This window comes from Pseudomonas sp. VI4.1, from assembly GCF_002029345.1.
GTDB lineage: Bacteria > Pseudomonadota > Gammaproteobacteria > Pseudomonadales > Pseudomonadaceae > Aquipseudomonas.
The window spans coordinates 1-15,382 of the sequence record NZ_MULM01000176.1 but is presented as its reverse complement, the minus strand read 5'-3'; the positions used below and the strand labels follow the sequence as shown (position 1 = coordinate 15,382).

Annotated in this window: 11 protein-coding genes and 1 pseudogene; 4 read left to right on the top strand and 8 right to left on the bottom strand. The window is 61.8% G+C overall.

The genetic code is table 11. The features are described from left to right. Positions 1 to 102: 102 nt before the first annotated feature. Entirely contained in the window at positions 103 to 990 is an 888-nt protein-coding gene (locus BZ163_RS25660) for a LysR family transcriptional regulator (RefSeq protein WP_128873216.1), read from the bottom strand. 225 nt (positions 991 to 1,215) lie between these two features. On the opposite strand from BZ163_RS25660, the gene BZ163_RS25655 reads away from it, so the two are divergent. From BZ163_RS25655 to BZ163_RS25640, 4 genes are all read left to right on the top strand, one after another. Beyond that, positions 1,216 to 1,803 carry an MOSC domain-containing protein gene (locus BZ163_RS25655; RefSeq protein ID WP_256579126.1) on the top strand — a complete coding sequence of 196 codons (588 nt, stop codon included), beginning with the start codon at positions 1,216 to 1,218 and terminating at the stop codon, positions 1,801 to 1,803. A 435-nt stretch (positions 1,804 to 2,238) separates the two neighbouring features. Further along, positions 2,239 to 3,756, top strand: coding sequence for a CoA-acylating methylmalonate-semialdehyde dehydrogenase (locus BZ163_RS25650; protein ID WP_128873214.1), 1,518 nt, complete (start codon positions 2,239 to 2,241; stop codon positions 3,754 to 3,756). A 113-nt stretch (positions 3,757 to 3,869) separates the two neighbouring features. Then, a complete protein-coding gene (locus BZ163_RS25645; protein WP_128873212.1) occupies positions 3,870 to 4,259 on the top strand; it encodes a tautomerase family protein in 390 nt (129 codons plus the stop codon). Positions 4,260 to 4,311: 52 nt separating this feature from the next. Then, positions 4,312 to 5,367 (top strand): nitronate monooxygenase family protein, encoded by a 1,056-nt coding sequence (locus BZ163_RS25640; protein ID WP_128873210.1) that lies wholly within the window; start codon positions 4,312 to 4,314, stop codon positions 5,365 to 5,367. Between the two features lie 384 nt (positions 5,368 to 5,751). On the opposite strand, the pseudogene BZ163_RS36565 reads toward BZ163_RS25640, so the two are convergent. The 7 genes and pseudogenes from BZ163_RS36565 to BZ163_RS25600 all read right to left on the bottom strand — a co-directional run bounded on the left by BZ163_RS36565 (position 5,752) and on the right by BZ163_RS25600 (position 15,155). Continuing rightward, a pseudogene (locus BZ163_RS36565) lies at positions 5,752 to 7,022 on the bottom strand (epoxide hydrolase family protein). 157 nt (positions 7,023 to 7,179) lie between these two features. Continuing rightward, entirely contained in the window at positions 7,180 to 9,216 is a 2,037-nt protein-coding gene (locus BZ163_RS25625; protein WP_128873207.1) for an LTA synthase family protein, read from the bottom strand. Between the two features lie 27 nt (positions 9,217 to 9,243). Further along, complete coding sequence (locus BZ163_RS25620) at positions 9,244 to 9,846, bottom strand: hypothetical protein (RefSeq protein WP_128873205.1); 603 nt, start codon at positions 9,844 to 9,846, stop codon at positions 9,244 to 9,246. Further along, on the bottom strand, positions 9,843 to 11,141 hold the full coding sequence (locus tag BZ163_RS25615; protein WP_128873203.1) for an exo-alpha-sialidase: 1,299 nt from the start codon (positions 11,139 to 11,141) through the stop codon (positions 9,843 to 9,845). The genes BZ163_RS25620 and BZ163_RS25615 overlap by 4 nt, the downstream gene beginning before the upstream one ends. Before the next feature lie 212 nt (positions 11,142 to 11,353). Then, complete coding sequence (locus BZ163_RS25610) at positions 11,354 to 12,397, bottom strand: TerC family protein (RefSeq protein WP_128873201.1); 1,044 nt, start codon at positions 12,395 to 12,397, stop codon at positions 11,354 to 11,356. A 206-nt stretch (positions 12,398 to 12,603) separates the two neighbouring features. Then, the gene (locus tag BZ163_RS25605) at positions 12,604 to 13,782 is read right to left on the bottom strand and encodes a cystathionine gamma-synthase (protein ID WP_128873200.1); all 1,179 of its coding nucleotides are present in this window, start codon (positions 13,780 to 13,782) and stop codon (positions 12,604 to 12,606) included. Further along, on the bottom strand, positions 13,779 to 15,155 hold the full coding sequence (locus tag BZ163_RS25600; protein ID WP_128873198.1) for a cystathionine beta-synthase: 1,377 nt from the start codon (positions 15,153 to 15,155) through the stop codon (positions 13,779 to 13,781). Before BZ163_RS25600 ends, BZ163_RS25605 begins: the two co-directional genes overlap by 4 nt. Positions 15,156 to 15,382: the final 227 nt, after the last annotated feature.

Here is a 15,382-nt window from a genome sequence, read left to right as displayed (position 1 = left end):
AACGCGTGATACCTGAATAAACGCGTCGCGATTGAGTTCTTCGCGAGCAAGCTCGCTCCTACAGGGACCGCGTGCGTTCACCGAACCGCTTGGGTCGCGGATTTACAGAATCACCGGTCGGGCAATCTGCTCTTGCGCCATCCCGACGAACGCACTCATCGCCGAGGTAAGCATCGAGTCGTTCCTGCGAATGAACACCGTTGAAACCTTGGCAAACTCGGGCGGCAAGGTATGGCAGCGGATGCCGTGGCGCACACTGCAATTCTCGGCGATGGCCTTGGGCAGCAAGGTCACGCCCATACCCGCGGCAACGCAAGACAGGATCCCGTCGAGCGTGCCCAGTTCCATGATCTGGTTCGGCACCAGCCCAACCTGGTAAAACCAGTTTTCCAGGGTCGAGCGATAGAAGCAGCCCGTGCGGAACACAAGCACGGTCTGCTGGGGCATTTTATCGATGAGCGCGGCCAGTGACTCGAAATGACTGCTGCTGACCAGCACCAGTTCTTCCTGGAACACCTCTTCCTGCGCCAGCGCCGAGTTCTGGTGGAACCCGCCAACGAAGGCGCCATCCAGGCGATGCGCTTCAATCGCCTTGATCAGCTCGACCGTGGTACCGGTGAGGAGCGACAGCTGCACGTCGGGGAATTTTTCGCGGTACTTGGTCAGGACCTGGGGCAATCGAATGGCGGCGGTGGTTTCCATCGATCCCAGCCGCAGCAGGCCGGTCGGGCTGCCGGTGTCCATCAAGGCGCTGCGACTCTCTTCGGTGAGTTGCAGGATACGCCGCGCATAACCGAGGAAGGTTTCGCCCGCCGACGTCAGTACGACTCCGGATTTCTTGCGGATGAACAGCTCGCGATTGAGCTCGGCTTCCAGCTCCTTCACCCGCATGGTGACATTGGACTGCACGGTGTTCACGTTGACCGCGGCGGCGGTGAAGCTGCCAAGCTCGGCCACCGCGCAGAAAATCTTCAGCTGGCGCATTTCCATGATCATTGTCACCTATCATAAAAAGTGATGGATTGCATCACGAACCATCATTTTACTGGCTTTGTCGGCGGTTAGTAAAGTGAACAAAACAGCACTGATAAGCGTGGCGGGACGATGACACCGACTTCACACATTGACCATGTCTTTGCCGGCGGACTGGGGGTGCTAAAACCCGAGGGGCAACGGACGGGCATCTTCAAACGGAAAATTTCAGGCCCTGCTCGAGTGGAGCTGAACGGGATTGTCGGTGACCAGCACGGCGATACCAGGGTTCACGGAGGTCCGGAAAAGGCGGTGCATCACTATGCGGCGCAGAACTATGAGCGATTGGCCCAGGCGTTTGCGCACAGTGCCCCGGCGCTGATTCCCGGGAGTCTTGGTGAGAATATTTCAGCGTGCCAGCTTTCTGAGCAAAACGTGTATATCGGCGACGTGTTCCAGATGGGCAGTACAGTCCTGCAGGTCTCTCAGCCGCGCAGTCCTTGCTGGAAAATCAATCATCGCTTCGACGCCGAGCACATGTCGATGTACGTCGCCAAAGAGCGAATCACCGGTTGGTACTACCGGGTCATCCAGCCGGGATTCATCGAGGCGGGGGACAGGATAGAACTGCTGGATCGGCACACCGAGCGCTTTTCCATCGACGAGTTCTGGCAGGTGCAGCTGTCGCATCGGCCCTTGATCGACGACTTGCTGGCGCTGGCGGCAACCCATGGCCTGGCCGAGGACTGGAAGCAACGTTTATCCAAACGGGCGCAGTGGCTGCAAAAGTTGCTCAGAACCGAGACTACTGCACAGCCCCGAGCGAGCTAAACCAGGACGATTCGGCTTGTCCGCATTGGCGGCCTGACAGCCGGCCTGGTCAGCCCCGGGATTTGTGTACACCCCGATTACTTGTAGGAGCTGGCTTGCCAGCGAAGGCGGCGTCACAGGCAACAATGATAGTGAATGTGCCGGCCCCTTCGCTGGCAAGCCTGCTCCTACAAGGGGTCGTTGCCGGACGCAGATTTGTGTGCGCCCCGATCACCTGTAGATACCGTCTCGATCCTCACTGAGCAAGCCTCATTACGGCCTCATCCGCCGTGCCTGTTGCGAAAGATGTTTCATCATTTGTGATCCATAAGATCATTAATCATCATTTTACATGATTCGGCGGCTGACCTACTTTGGCCCTGACAGGCACACCGCCTGCCGCTTTCCTGACAACAACAAGAGATGGTTCTTATCCACCACCAGGGGACACCCGCCATGAGCAACCCGCCAGCAGCAATCGCCCACTACATTCACGGCCGCGCAACGCCAGGCACTTCAATCCGCACGCAGAACGTCACCAACCCCGCCACCGGTTCGGTCATTGGCCAGGTGACGCTCGCCAACGCCCATGACGTCGACGCGGCGGTGAAGTCGGCCGCGGCTGCTTTCCCGGCCTGGTCGGCGCTGCCGCCGCTGCGCCGCGCCCGCATCATGTTCAAGTTCCTGGCGTTGCTCAACGAGCACCGCGACACCCTGGCGCGGCTGATCACAGCCGAGCACGGCAAAGTCTTCACCGATGCCCAGGGCGAAGTGACGCGGGGCATCGAGGTCGTCGAGTTCGCCTGCGGTATCCCGCAACTGCTCAAGGGCGACTACACCGAGCAGGTCTCCACCAATATCGATAACTGGACCATGCGCCAGCCGCTGGGCGTGGTGGCCGGCATCACGCCGTTCAACTTCCCGGTGATGGTGCCGATGTGGATGTTCCCGGTGGCCATCGCCTGCGGCAACACCTTTGTGCTCAAGCCCAGCCCGATCGATCCTTCGCCCGCGCTGCTGATCGCCGAATTGTTCAAGGAGGCCGGGCTGCCGGACGGCGTGTTCAACGTGGTACAGGGCGACAAGGAGGCGGTGGATGCGCTGCTGGATCACCCCGACGTCCAGGCCGTGAGCTTTGTCGGGTCGACACCGATCGCCAACCACATCTACGAGACGGGCGCCCGCCACGGCAAACGCGTGCAGGCATTGGGCGGGGCGAAGAACCACATGGTGGTGATGCCCGACGCCGACATCGACCAGGTGGTCGACGCGCTGATCGGTGCGGCCTTCGGTTCCGCCGGCGAACGTTGCATGGCGATCTCGGTGGCGGTGTTCGTCGGGGATGTCGCCGATAAGGTGCTGCCGAAACTGGTGGCGCGCACCCGCACCCTCAAGGTGCTCGAGGGCATGAACCTGGCGGCCGAAATGGGCCCGATCGTCTCGCACGCGGCGCTGCAACGCATCACCGGCTACATCGAGCAAGGCATCAACGAAGGTGCCGAATTGCTGGTCGATGGGCGTGGCTTTGACGGCCAGCAAGCCGGTGCCGATTGTGCGCAGGGTTTCTGGCTCGGCGGCACGGTGTTCGACCATGTCACCGCCGAAATGAAGATCTATAAAGAAGAGATTTTTGGCCCGGTGCTGGCCTGCATGCGGGTGAAGGACTTTGCCGAGGCGGTCGATCTGGTCAACTCCCACGAGTTCGGCAATGGCACCGCTTGCTATACCCGCGACGGCCACATTGCGCGTGAATTCGCCAGCCGGATCCAGGTCGGCATGGTCGGCATCAACGTGCCGATCCCGGTACCCATGGCGTGGCACGGTTTCGGCGGCTGGAAACGCTCGCTGTTTGGTGACACCCACGCTTATGGCGAGGAGGGCGTGCGCTTCTACACCAGGCAGAAATCAGTCATGCAGCGCTGGCCGAACAGCATTGCCAAAGGTGCTGAATTTGCCATGCCGACTGCCAAGTAGGCATTGCTCTTTATAGTTTCGGGTTGGATGGCGGGAGGCACGGGCTGCACGCCATCCTTTTTCCCTGGGGGCGAATTTCTCGCTCCCGATTTTTTCCGCAAAGGTGAATCGCGATGCCGCTGCTCAAGTTCGACATCATCCAGGGTCGCAATGACGAACAACTCAAGGCGCTGCTGGATGTGGCCCATCAGGCCATGGTTCAGGCTTTCGAAGTGCCTGCCAGCGATCGCTACCAATGCGTCACGCAACATCGTCCAGGGGAATTGGTCCTGCAAGACACGGGACTGGGCTACACGCGCTCGGCCAATGTCGTCTTGCTGACGGTGATTTCCCGACCGCGTCCACAGCAACAGAAAACCACGTTCTACCGGTTGCTTGCCGAGAGGCTGCAAGCCGACTGTGACCTGTCGCCCGACGACCTGATCGTTTCGCTGGTGGAGAACGCCGATGCGGACTGGTCCTTCGGCCGTGGCAGGGCGCAATTCCTGACCGGGGAGCTTTAGGCCCCCGCAGCCTGCTCGCGATCAACCGCGCACATTTCTTACAGGTGGTGCCATGTCCAATCCTCTGCTGTCCCTGTTGAACATCGAACTTGCGATCATTCAATCGCCCATGGTTGGCGTTTCCACCCCAAGACTGGCGGCTGCGGTGTCCAATGCCGGTGCGCTGGGTTCCATAGGCATCGGTGCGAGCAGCGTCGAACAGGCGCGGGCCATGCTGCGAGAGACGGCGGCGCTGACGGACAAGCCCTTCAACGTCAATCTGTTTTGCCACCAGCCTGCGGTGCATGACGCTGTTCGGGCCTCTCAATGGCTGAACGACCTGACTCCTTTTTTTGCCGAGTTCGGCGCCGTTGCGCCTGCCTCGCTGCGTGAGATCTATACCTCATTCGTCGAAGACCCCGACATGCTGCAGATGCTGTTGGAAGAAAAACCGGCGGTGGTCAGCTTCCATTTTGGCTTGCCCCCGCAACCGGCGATCGATGCCCTCAAGGCTGCTGGCATCCGCTTGTTGTGTTCGGTGACCAACCTGGCCGAAGCGCGGTTGGCCGAGCACGCCGGGGTGCATGCCCTGGTGGCTCAAGGTTACGAAGCCGGCGGGCATCGCGGGGTCTTCGAGCCCGGGCAGGACACTGAAATGGGGACTTTCGCGCTGGTGCGTATGTTGAGCGCTGAATGCCGCCTGCCGGTGATTGCGGCGGGGGGCATCATGGACGGCGCAGGCATCAAGGCCGTCCTGCAACTGGGGGCCAGTGCCGCACAGTTGGGTACAGCGTTTATCCTCTGCCCGGAATCTTCCGCCAACGGCGCTTATCGTGAGGCCCTCAAAGGTCCGCGAGCACACCAGACCCAGGTCACCAGCGTGATTTCCGGCCGTCCCGCCCGGGGCATGGTCAATCGCAACTTCACGTGCCTGGAGGCGACTGGCACGCTGCCGGATTATCCGTTCACTTATGACGCCAACAAGGCGCTCAACGTGGCAGCCGGCGCCCGCGGCAACACCGACTTTGCCGTGCAGTGGGCCGGGCAGGGGGCACCACTGGCCCGTGAAATGCCGGCTGCGGCATTGGTCAAACTGCTGGCCGCGGAAATGACAGTTGACTCGATATAAGGGCTTTTCAGCTGCGGGCTGCATGTACCGGCGGTCGGGTTGGCGGAATCTTCTGCGACAGCCGTACTCGACCGTTCGATCAGCAATGGCTTTTCAATGGCGGTGATTTCCGCCCGGGGCACTCGCAATGATATCGGTCGAAGACTTCAGGACCCAATCCCACGCACTACTGATCGAACTGGACGCCGCCACGATGGGCATGATGGTGCTGGTTTCCTCCAGATGCGTTTCAGGGCCGGCGTGGGACGATGCGACCAAGAGACATCACGATGCCTATGAGATCTGGAATGCCTTTCTCAATGTGCCTGATTCAACCCAGAACCCGGCTGCTCACTGACATCCATCACCCCCAGTCCAAGGACGATTTCCGGGCGACCTCGCGCTTCAGCGCAACGATCGGAACGCCGTGCGCAGTTCCTCGGTAAACAACTGCGGCTGTTCCCATGCCGCGAAGTGGCCACCCTTTTTCGCCTGGTTAAAGTAGATCAGGTGGCCATAGGCGCGCCTGGCCCAGCTTTCCGGCGGGTAATAGACGTCATCCGGAAACACCGTGACGGCCACCGGCAGCGTGATCTCGCTGGTCTTCTGTGCGCTTGAAGACAGCGGGCTGCGACCCATGTTCTCCCAGTAGAGCCGCGCTGCCGAAGCGCCGCTGTTCGTCAGCCAGTACAACGTCATGTCATCCAGCACCTGATCCCTGGTCGGCGACTGCCGAGGGTCGGCGCCGTACGTCCATTTGGCAAAACCTGGATGCACCAGCATCAGCGCCGCGAGAAAGGCCGGCGAGTCCGTCGCGCCGTAGCCCATCATCTGCGGCCGCGCCGCCATCATCGTGCTGTAGGCCAGGTTGCCCTGTTTGACGAGAGTGGCGACGGCGTCGTAAGTCGCGCGCTCTTCCTCGGAGAATCCCGCCGGTGCCGGCCCGCCGACAGCCAGAGCCGCGCCCGCTTCCGGTGGAATCGTCGCCGGCAGATTGAGATGAATGCCGCGCAAACCCGCCGGTGCCTGGCGCGCCATCGCGCTGGTGATCGGGCCACCCCAGTCGCCCCCCTGGGCTACGTAGTGGGTGTATCCCAGCGCTGCATCAGCTGCGCCCAGATCCGCGCGATGTGGTCCGGGTCCCAACCGGTGCCACCCGGCTTGCCAGAGAAGCCGTAGCCCGGAATGGACGGAATCACCAGATCGAATGCATCGGCAGCATTGCCCCCATGTGTGGCTGGATCGGCCAGTGGGCCGACGACCTCGACGAACTCGAACACCGAGCCTGGCCAACCGTGGGTCATGATCATTGGCAGCGCGTTCGGACTGGGCGAGCGCACCCAGATGAAATGGATATCGACCCCGTCGAGGGTGGTCATGTACTGCGGCAACGCATTGAGCTGCGCCTCCGCCTTGCGCCAGTCGTAGTCCGTGCCCCAGTAGCGAACCAGCGCCTGCAACTGCGCCAGCTGCGCCCCCTGTGAGCGATCGGCAACCGTCTCCTTGTCCGGCCAGCGGGTCGCCAGGAGGCGGGCGCGCAGATCGGTGAGGTCCTTTTCCGCAATGGCGACGTGGAAAGGGCGGATGGCGTTGGCGTCCTCGGTGGGCGCGGCACTGGCGAGGGGCGAAATGGACAGCGAAAGAACAGCCAGAACGACCGCGAACAGGTGCTTCATCTTCACTTCCTCGGTTGAGGGGCGGATGAGTTCACTCGTGATCAGCATAGCATCAGTGAAGAAGGGGTCTTTCAGCCCGTGCACAGGGCGCATCGTTTTTTAGCTTGATGGAGTGGATCGGCAGAACCGCACATCGGGGTTCTGCCGCCACTCTCAGTCACTCACGCACGTTCTGGTACAGCATCAACCGCGAAGTCTCATGCATACCCCGAGTCAACTCGACCAGACGCTTGAACTCATCAGGGTTTTTATCTGCCACGTTGTCCAGCGGCGTTTTCGAAGCCAGGTCGTGCAGCGTCGGCGAGCTGCCGTCGTGTTCCATCTGCACCATATAGTGCTGAGTGACGCCGGCAATCAACGGGAAGGTGCCTTCGCGCAATACCAGCGGCACCACACGCTCTCCCTCGGGTGCAGGTTGCTGGATGTCGCGGCCCATGCCGCTGTTGCGGAATTCGAGGCCGGCCATGCCGGCGACGGTGGGCAGCAAGTCCACCAGGCCCACGGCTTCCTTGACGTTACGCGTGCCGAGCAGGCCCGGTGCGTGGATGATCATCGGCACCGCGTTGCTTTCCAGGCCCAGTTGCTCGTAGGCCGGGGCCAGGAACGGGATCTGGGCGATGCGGGTGTTGTGGTCGCCAAACAGCACGAAAATGGTGTTGTCGTACCAGCCGCCGGCCTTGGCGATTTCCATCAGGCGACCGATGTTGAAGTCCAGCAGGCGCACGGCGTTGTACTGTTCGACACTGCGCGATCCGGCAGCCTGGACTTCGGCCAGGGTAGGGTGCTTGACCTCGAAGCCGTCATTGGTCTTGGGAATGGTGAAGGGGCGGTGGTTGCCGGCCGTCTGCACGTAGGCGAAGAACGGTTTGTCCTTGGGCAGCGCTTGCAGGATCTGGTCGGTTTCCTTGAACAGGTCGAGGTCGGAAATGCCCCAGACATCCACCACCGGGGACTTCCAGTCGCGCTCTTCGAACAGGCGAACGCCGTCGATGCTCTGTCGGATCAGGGCATTCATGTTGGCCCAGCCGGAGTTGCCGCCGATGGTGTAGAGCTTCTCGTAACCGGTGAAGGCGTTGATCAGGGTGTGCTGTTTGGTGATCAACGGATTACGGGTCGCGGTTTCCTGGCGAGTGACGTCAGGTACTCCGCTGATGCTGGCCCAGACGGTTTTCGCGGTCCCGGTCACCGGCACGTAGAAGTGCTCGAAGAACCAGCTCTGCGTGGCCAGGCGATCGATGTTCGGGGTCGGATTGATCGGGTTGCCATAGGCGCCGACGGCGCTGGTGCCCAGGGATTCGAGCATGACGAACATCACGTTCGGTGGGCGGTTGCCCGGTACTTTGTAAGGTTGCGGCGCCTGGTGACGGACGAAATCAAGGCGTTGCGGGTCAGGTTGTGCGACCCCCAGGTACTTGGCCATGACGGGATAGTGTTGGCGCACCTGCGCTTCGTCGTAGCGCGACTGGCCGACCTTGACCGTGTCGTAAAGGAAAATCACCGGGTTCAGGCCCAGTGCGGCGACCTGGTTGTTACCCGAGAAGAACGCGTCGCTCCAGCGCAACGGCACCGGGTTTTCCAGGTTCATGTTCTCGACACGGCCCAGAATGCCCAGCAACACCACCACCACCATCACCGCGCTGCCCCAGGTGACGGAGAGCGGGTGAATGACTTTGCGCGGGCGGTCCAGGGTCACGCGTTCCAGGCGCACCAGAGCCAGGGTCACCAGGGCGACGGTCGCCAGCCAACCCAGTGAAATCCAGATCACCGGGTAGGTCTGCCAGACCATGTCCCGGGAGATTTGCGCATCTTCGATAAAACGCAGCACGGTGGCGTTGATTCTGACGCCCAGGTACGCGTAATGGCCGAAATCGCCGATGTAGATCAGCAGCATGACGCTGAAGATCGCGGCCAGGTACACCCGTGCGATGCGGCGCAGCAGGCGGCTGGTGGTGAGGTTCCAGCGCGGGACCCACGCCAGCAGCGCCACTGGCAACATCACCAGGATGGCCAGGCGCAGGTCGAAACGTAAGCCGATCCCCAGGGTTTCCAGCACGGCCGGTTCAGCGCTCAACGCGTTGGCGTCAAAGCCGGAAAAGCCGAAGAAGAACACCACCCGCAGCAGTGCAAACAGCACAAACGCAATGGCTATTGCGCCCAGCCAGTAATGTAAACGTCTCGATTGCAGCCAACCCATCCATGTTCCCCTAAAAAATTCGTGAATCTAGTTTCGCACTGAGCCGCGCAGCGAGTTCAGCCAGCCAAAGGTCCGGCGCACGGCCAACACCAGCAGTGCCAGGCAGCAATACAGGCCCAGCAGCGGATCAACCAGGTAATCCCAATAATTGTGCGAGGGCTTGATGCCGGCGATGAACGCCAGGGTCGCGCCGGCCAGCATCACGACGGCCAGATAGCTGCGCAGGTAAAACAGGGCCATCGTCAGCACGGCGACGAACACCAGCATCGGGCGCGGGCTGAAGCCGAGCCGATACGGGTCCAGGTCACTCAAGCCCAGGGTGGCCGGGTACAGCGCCAGGGCCATCACCGCGAAGAGGACCAATACCCCGGTTTGACCGTGCTGCGCGGGCGGCAGGAAGTCCATTCGACGCAAGCAACCCCAGGCCATGAACACCAGGGTCGTGACCGCAAGGTCATCGATGTGGCTGCGCAAGTACGCGGCCAGGGTCAAGCCGTCCAGCGGGATAAAGCTGACAGCCAGCAAAGCGAGCAATAGCGCGACGCGCCAGGCCTTGCTCAAGCCAAAAGACGGCAACAGCAGGAAGAGGATCATTGCGAAGCTGATATGGGCTTGCCAGAGGTTGATCATGGGGCGCGCTCCGACAGCCAGGCATCGTTGAAAGTCACGTGTTTGATGAAGGTGTTGTTCCAGGAATACACCAGGTGATACAGACCGTCGGGACTGCGGATGAAGTAGGGGTACTCATATTCGAATTCGCAGCCCTGGCTTTTGCAGACACGGGTGTCGAGGTTGCTCAGGAACTGGGCTTCCAGCGGTTGGCGGAGCGCGCCACTGGAACCGCGAAACTCCTGGCCGATGATTTCCTTGTAGGCCTCGGGTGAAAACGGCGCACCCAAGGGGTCAGGTGATTTGTCCAGGTCCCGAAGCGAGCGCCAATCGTCCATCTCCGCGTCGGTACCGTACAGGCTCAGCTTGAAGCGCCCCTCCTGCAGGTCATTGAGCGCTACCAGCAACCCGTGTTCGGGGGTCGCGACCGCCGCCAACGAGGAGTTCGGATTCGATGGATCGAGCGGGTAGGGTTCGCTCCAGGTTTGCCCGGCATCTTCAGTGCGGGTCGCCAGCACCCGGTGGTGGACGTTGCCGGCGTAGCGCAGCAAGGCCACACCGCGCTGCCCATCCAGTGGAACCACCGTGGGTTGCAGGGAGTTATTACCGTGGCTGATGCGGTATTTATCGATCACATCGCCGTCTGCACTCAAATACAGGTACTCGGCAAACTTGCCGAGAAACTCGTGATAGACCGGCAGGCCGATCGAGCCGTCGGCATGAAACACCGGTGCCGAGCGGACCAGGGTGCTGATATTAAGGAAGGGTGAAGTGATCAATTGGCGCGGTTCGGACCACTGCCGACCAAAGTCGTCCGAGACCATCACATTGACCGCACTGCCGGCCCAGCCGCCCATGGACACAGACACGTAGAACAGCCAGAGGCGATTGTCCGGCGCGAGTGCGACCACCGGGTTACCCAGCTTGCGAATGTATTTGCGGGTGCCCTGCTGGGTCGAGTCACGCGTCGCCAGGACCTGTTCCGCACCCCATTCACCGGAGTTGGCGTCGAAGCGGGCGGAGCGCACCTGCACGTCGGAGGCGCCTTCGCGACTGCCGGCGAACCAGACCGCCATCAGGCTGCCGTCAGGCAAGGCGGTGACCGCCGAGGAATGCACGAAGTCCACCAGCCCGGACGAGGCGAACCGGCTGGTATAGATGGGCTTGGCCACTTTATCGGCCGCCGCCATGACCGGTTTCATCAGGGCAAAGGAAGAGTGAACGGGGGCCGGATGGGTGAACCATGCGCCCGCAAACAGGCAGGCAAGGGCAAGGTAGGCACCGAAGGCGGGAAGATTGGGAAGTTTGATGCGCATAATAAAGGCAGAAGAGCATCTCGTGGCCCGGGCAAGCGCCGTAACCTATCACTAGTAGTCGACATCCCGGTGTTTAACGAGCCGTTGAATTGTAAGCAAATATTTGTAGGATTTTTTCCGGCCGAAACCGGTACGTGCGACACCTTCTAGGACCAGTGTTTGCGGCGTTTAACCGGTGTTTGACCGTCAGTCTGAAACATCGTTTGCGCAGACTAAACATCGCTGGGTTTCGTCCATTTCTTGCCGTTGCTGCATCTTTTGGCCGTTCCCGGATCTCGTTCATTGATCTTCGCCAGCGCCTGGGGGTTTTTCCCGTTGCGCAACAGGCTCAACAGCACCGAGGCCAGGATGATGCCGGCGACCAGCCCCAGCGACCATTGGATCGGCACATGAAACCACGGCATGAGCAACATCTTGCCGCCAATGAATACCAGGACGATCGCCAGCCCGTATTTGAGCAGATGGAAGCGCTCCGCCATATCGGCGAGCAGGAAGTACAGGGCGCGCAAGCCCATGATCGCAAAGATGTTGGAGGTGAACACGATGAAGGGATCGGTGGTGATGGCGAGGATCGCCGGGATGCTGTCGACCGCGAATATCAGGTCGCTGGCCTCGATCAGGACCATCACCAGAAACATCGGCGTCGCCCAGCGCACGCCGTCCAGCCGCACGAAGAACCGCTCGCCGTGAAAGCCATCGGTCACGCGCAAATGACGTCGCAGCCAGCGCAGTAACGGGTTCCTGGCCAGGTCGGGCTGCTGGTTGGCGAAGATCAGCATCTTGACCCCGGTGATCATCAGGAACGCGCCGAAGACATACAGCAGCCAGGCGAATTGCGACACCAGCCAGACCCCGGCGAAAATCATCAGGGTGCGCATCACGATGGCGCCCAGCACGCCATACAGCAGGACTCGGCGCTGTAACTCCGGCGGCACGGCGAAGTAGCCGAAGATCATGACGAAGACGAACATGTTGTCGATCGACAGCGATTGCTCGATCAGGTAGCCCGTGAGGAATTCAAGGGTCTTGCGCTGGGCGACCTGCGCGCCAAAAGTGTCGTTCAGGTACCACCAGAGCAGGGCGGCGAAAGCCAGCGCCAGGCCGCTCCAGGCGATGACCCAGGCCAACGCCTCGCGGACGGACACGCGATGCGCCTTGCGTCCGCCGAACACGAAAAGGTCCAGCGCCAGCATGCAGACGATGAAGGCGATGAAGCTGGCCCACATCCAGGGTTCGCCGATGTTCATGGGGGACATGCGATTATTCCCGACTGATCGAGGCAGGTGCAGCTCATGCTATCGATCAGGTTGCATCAGGAAAAATCGTTTATTTTTTGCTGACCCTTCGTTTTTTTCGAAGTGTTGTTGGCCTCGGCGACTGGCCCGTCATGGCACGCCATGCCTCCTGCATGGCGTCTATTCCCATCCCGGGTTCATGGTCATGGACAAACAGACAGTCGTACTCAAATCCGCGCCAGCGCCTGGGCCAGGTCCGCCCGCAGGTCTTCGACATCCTCGACCCCCACCGACAAACGCACCAGCGCATCGCCGATGCCCAGCTGCGCACGGGTCTCGGCAGGAATGGTCGCGTGGGTCATGATCGCCGGGTGTTCGATCAGGCTTTCCACGCCGCCCAGGCTTTCGGCCAAGGCAAAGATCTGCACACTTTCGAGGAAGCGCCGGGCACCGGCCAGGTCGCTGTTCAGGTCGAGGGAAATCATCCCGCCAAAACCGCGCATCTGCTGCCGCGCCAGTTCGTGCTGCGGGTGCGATGGCAGGCCCGGATAATAGACCCGCGCCACCTGGGGCTGCCGCTCCAGCCATTGCGCCAGTTCCAGTGCGTTGCTGCAGTGACGCTCCATGCGCAGTGCCAGGGTTTTCACCCCGCGCAGGGTCAGAAAGGCATCGAACGGCCCGGCGATAGCCCCCACCGCGTTCTGCAGGAAACCCAGGCGCTCGGCCAGTTCGGCGTTCTGACCGACCACGGCGATGCCGCCGATCACGTCGGAGTGGCCGTTCAGGTACTTGGTGGTCGAGTGCAGCACGATGTCGAAGCCCAGTTCCAGCGGGCGCTGGATCCACGGGCTGGCAAAAGTGTTGTCGGCCACGCAGATGATGTCGCGGTCGCGGCAGATGCGCGCGATGGCCGACAAGTCAGTGAGGCTCAGCAGGGGATTGCTCGGGGTCTCGACCATGACCATGCGCGTGTCGTCCTGCAGCGCCGCTTCGAAGGCCGCCAGGTCCGAGAGGTCGACGAAGCTGAAACGATGCCCGGCACTGCGCCGGCGCACCTTGTCGAACAGGCGGAAGGTACCGCCGTACAGATCGTTGCCGGAGACGATGTGCGCGCCGGTGTCGAGCAATTCGAGCACCGTGGAAATCGTCGCCAGCCCGGAGGCGAAGGCGAAGGCCTGGCTGCCGCCTTCAAGGTTCGCGACGCAGCGCTCCAGGGCAAAGCGCGTCGGGTTGTGCGAGCGCCCGTAGTCGAAGCCCTTGTGTACGCCGGGGCTTTGTTGCAAGTAGGTGGAGTTGGCGTAGATCGGCGGCATCAGCGCCCCGGTGGTCGGGTCCGGCACCTGCCCGGCGTGGATCACGCGGGTGGCGAAGGCGCGGGTTGCAGCGTGTTCATCGTGTTGACTCATGTCAGGGCTCTCCGTAAGTGATTGAGCAGGTCGACCCGGGTAATCAGGCCGTGGAAGCCCGACGCGTCGGCGATGATCGCCACCAGCCCGCGGTCAAGCTCGGCTTGCAGCTGGGCCAGACTGGCGCCGGGCGGCAGGGTTTGCACCTTGTCCGTCATCGCGCTGGCCACGCTCATGCGAAAGTGCGAGGGATCTTCCTGCATGCCGAACAGGATGTCGGACTCGTCGATCACGCCGACCAGCCGTTGGCCGTTCACCAGCACCGGCAGTTGCGACACATCCGCCAGGCGCATGCGCTGGAAAGCGGTGAGCAGGGTGTCGTCCGGGCCGACGCTGATCACCCGGCCATCCTCGAAGCGCCGCGCGATCAGGTCGCGCAGATCGTCATAGTGCTTGTACTGCAGCAGGCCCTGATCGTTCATCCACTGGTCGTTGTAGACCTTCGACAGGTAGCGGGTGCCGGTGTCGCAGACGAAGCTCACCACCCGTTTCGGCTCGGTTTGCTCGCGGCAGTAACGCAGCGCCGCGGCCAGCAGGGTGCCGGTCGAAGAGCCGCCGAGAATGCCTTCGGCGCGCAGCAACTGGCGGGCGTGATCGAAGCTTTCTTCGTCGCTGATCGAATAGGCCTTGCGCACACTGGACAGGTCGGCAATCGAGGGAATGAAGTCTTCACCGATGCCTTCCACCGCCCATGAGCCGGGCGTGCCAAGGGTGCCGCTGCGGCTGTACTCGGCCATGACCGAGCCGACCGGGTCGGCCAGCACCATCTCCAGGTCCGGCTGCACGCGGCTGAAGAATCGGGTCAATCCGGTCAGTGTGCCGGCGGAGCCGACGCCGACGACGATGGCATCCACATCATGTTGGGTCTGCGCCCAGATCTCCGGCGCGGTGCTGCACTCGTGGGCCAGCGGGTTGGCCGGGTTGTTGAACTGATCGGCGAAGAAGGCATCGGGGATGTCCTGCGCCAGCCGCGCGGCAACGTCCTGGTAGTACTCGGGATGGCCCTTGCCGACGTCGGAGCGGGTGATGTGCACTTCGGCCCCCATGGCCTTGAGGTGCAGGACCTTCTCGGTGGACATCTTGTCCGGCACCACCAGCACCACCCGGTAGCCCTTGGCGCGGCCGACCAGGGCCAGGCCCAGGCCGGTGTTGCCGGCGGTGGCTTCGACTATGGTGCCGCCCGGTTGCAGACGGCCATCGCGTTCGGCGGCATCGATCATCGCCAGCCCGATGCGATCCTTGATCGAACCGCCGGGGTTTTGTGATTCAAGCTTGAGAAACAGGGTGCACGGGCCGGTATCGAAGCGGCTGATACGCACTAACGGCGTATTGCCAATCAGTTCGAGCACGGCGGGGCGGGAGTCGTTCGGCATGTTGTCACCTCGCTGCAAAAATCTGCACTGGATGGGACAGCAACCCGCGGCGAGTTCTCGCGCGCCGGTCGCAAGCAAATGCGTCGTTTGGAACATAGGCCGGGATTGCCCCACTCGCAACCGCGCACGGCCAATTGGTCACCTCTTCGCTGAAATCACGGAGCTTGCCGTTAGTCACCTGTAGGAGCCGGCTTGCTGGCGAAGGCGGCCGTGAGTACGCCTTCGCC

What these genes read in the sequence shown, in the direction of transcription:
- BZ163_RS25620 (WP_128873205.1), bottom strand. Translation starts at nt 9,846, where the DNA reads ATGATCAACCTCTGGCAAGCCCATATCAGCTTCGCAATGATCCTCTTC.
- BZ163_RS25650 (WP_128873214.1), top strand. Translation starts at nt 2,239, where the DNA reads ATGAGCAACCCGCCAGCAGCAATCGCCCACTACATTCACGGCCGCGCA.
- BZ163_RS25600 (WP_128873198.1), bottom strand. Translation starts at nt 15,155, where the DNA reads ATGCCGAACGACTCCCGCCCCGCCGTGCTCGAACTGATTGGCAATACG.
- BZ163_RS25605 (WP_128873200.1), bottom strand. Translation starts at nt 13,782, where the DNA reads ATGAGTCAACACGATGAACACGCTGCAACCCGCGCCTTCGCCACCCGC.
- BZ163_RS25640 (WP_128873210.1), top strand. Translation starts at nt 4,312, where the DNA reads ATGTCCAATCCTCTGCTGTCCCTGTTGAACATCGAACTTGCGATCATT.
- BZ163_RS25625 (WP_128873207.1), bottom strand. Translation starts at nt 9,216, where the DNA reads ATGGGTTGGCTGCAATCGAGACGTTTACATTACTGGCTGGGCGCAATA.
- BZ163_RS25645 (WP_128873212.1), top strand. Translation starts at nt 3,870, where the DNA reads ATGCCGCTGCTCAAGTTCGACATCATCCAGGGTCGCAATGACGAACAA.
- BZ163_RS25660 (WP_128873216.1), bottom strand. Translation starts at nt 990, where the DNA reads ATGGAAATGCGCCAGCTGAAGATTTTCTGCGCGGTGGCCGAGCTTGGC.
- BZ163_RS25615 (WP_128873203.1), bottom strand. Translation starts at nt 11,141, where the DNA reads ATGCGCATCAAACTTCCCAATCTTCCCGCCTTCGGTGCCTACCTTGCC.
- BZ163_RS25610 (WP_128873201.1), bottom strand. Translation starts at nt 12,397, where the DNA reads ATGTCCCCCATGAACATCGGCGAACCCTGGATGTGGGCCAGCTTCATC.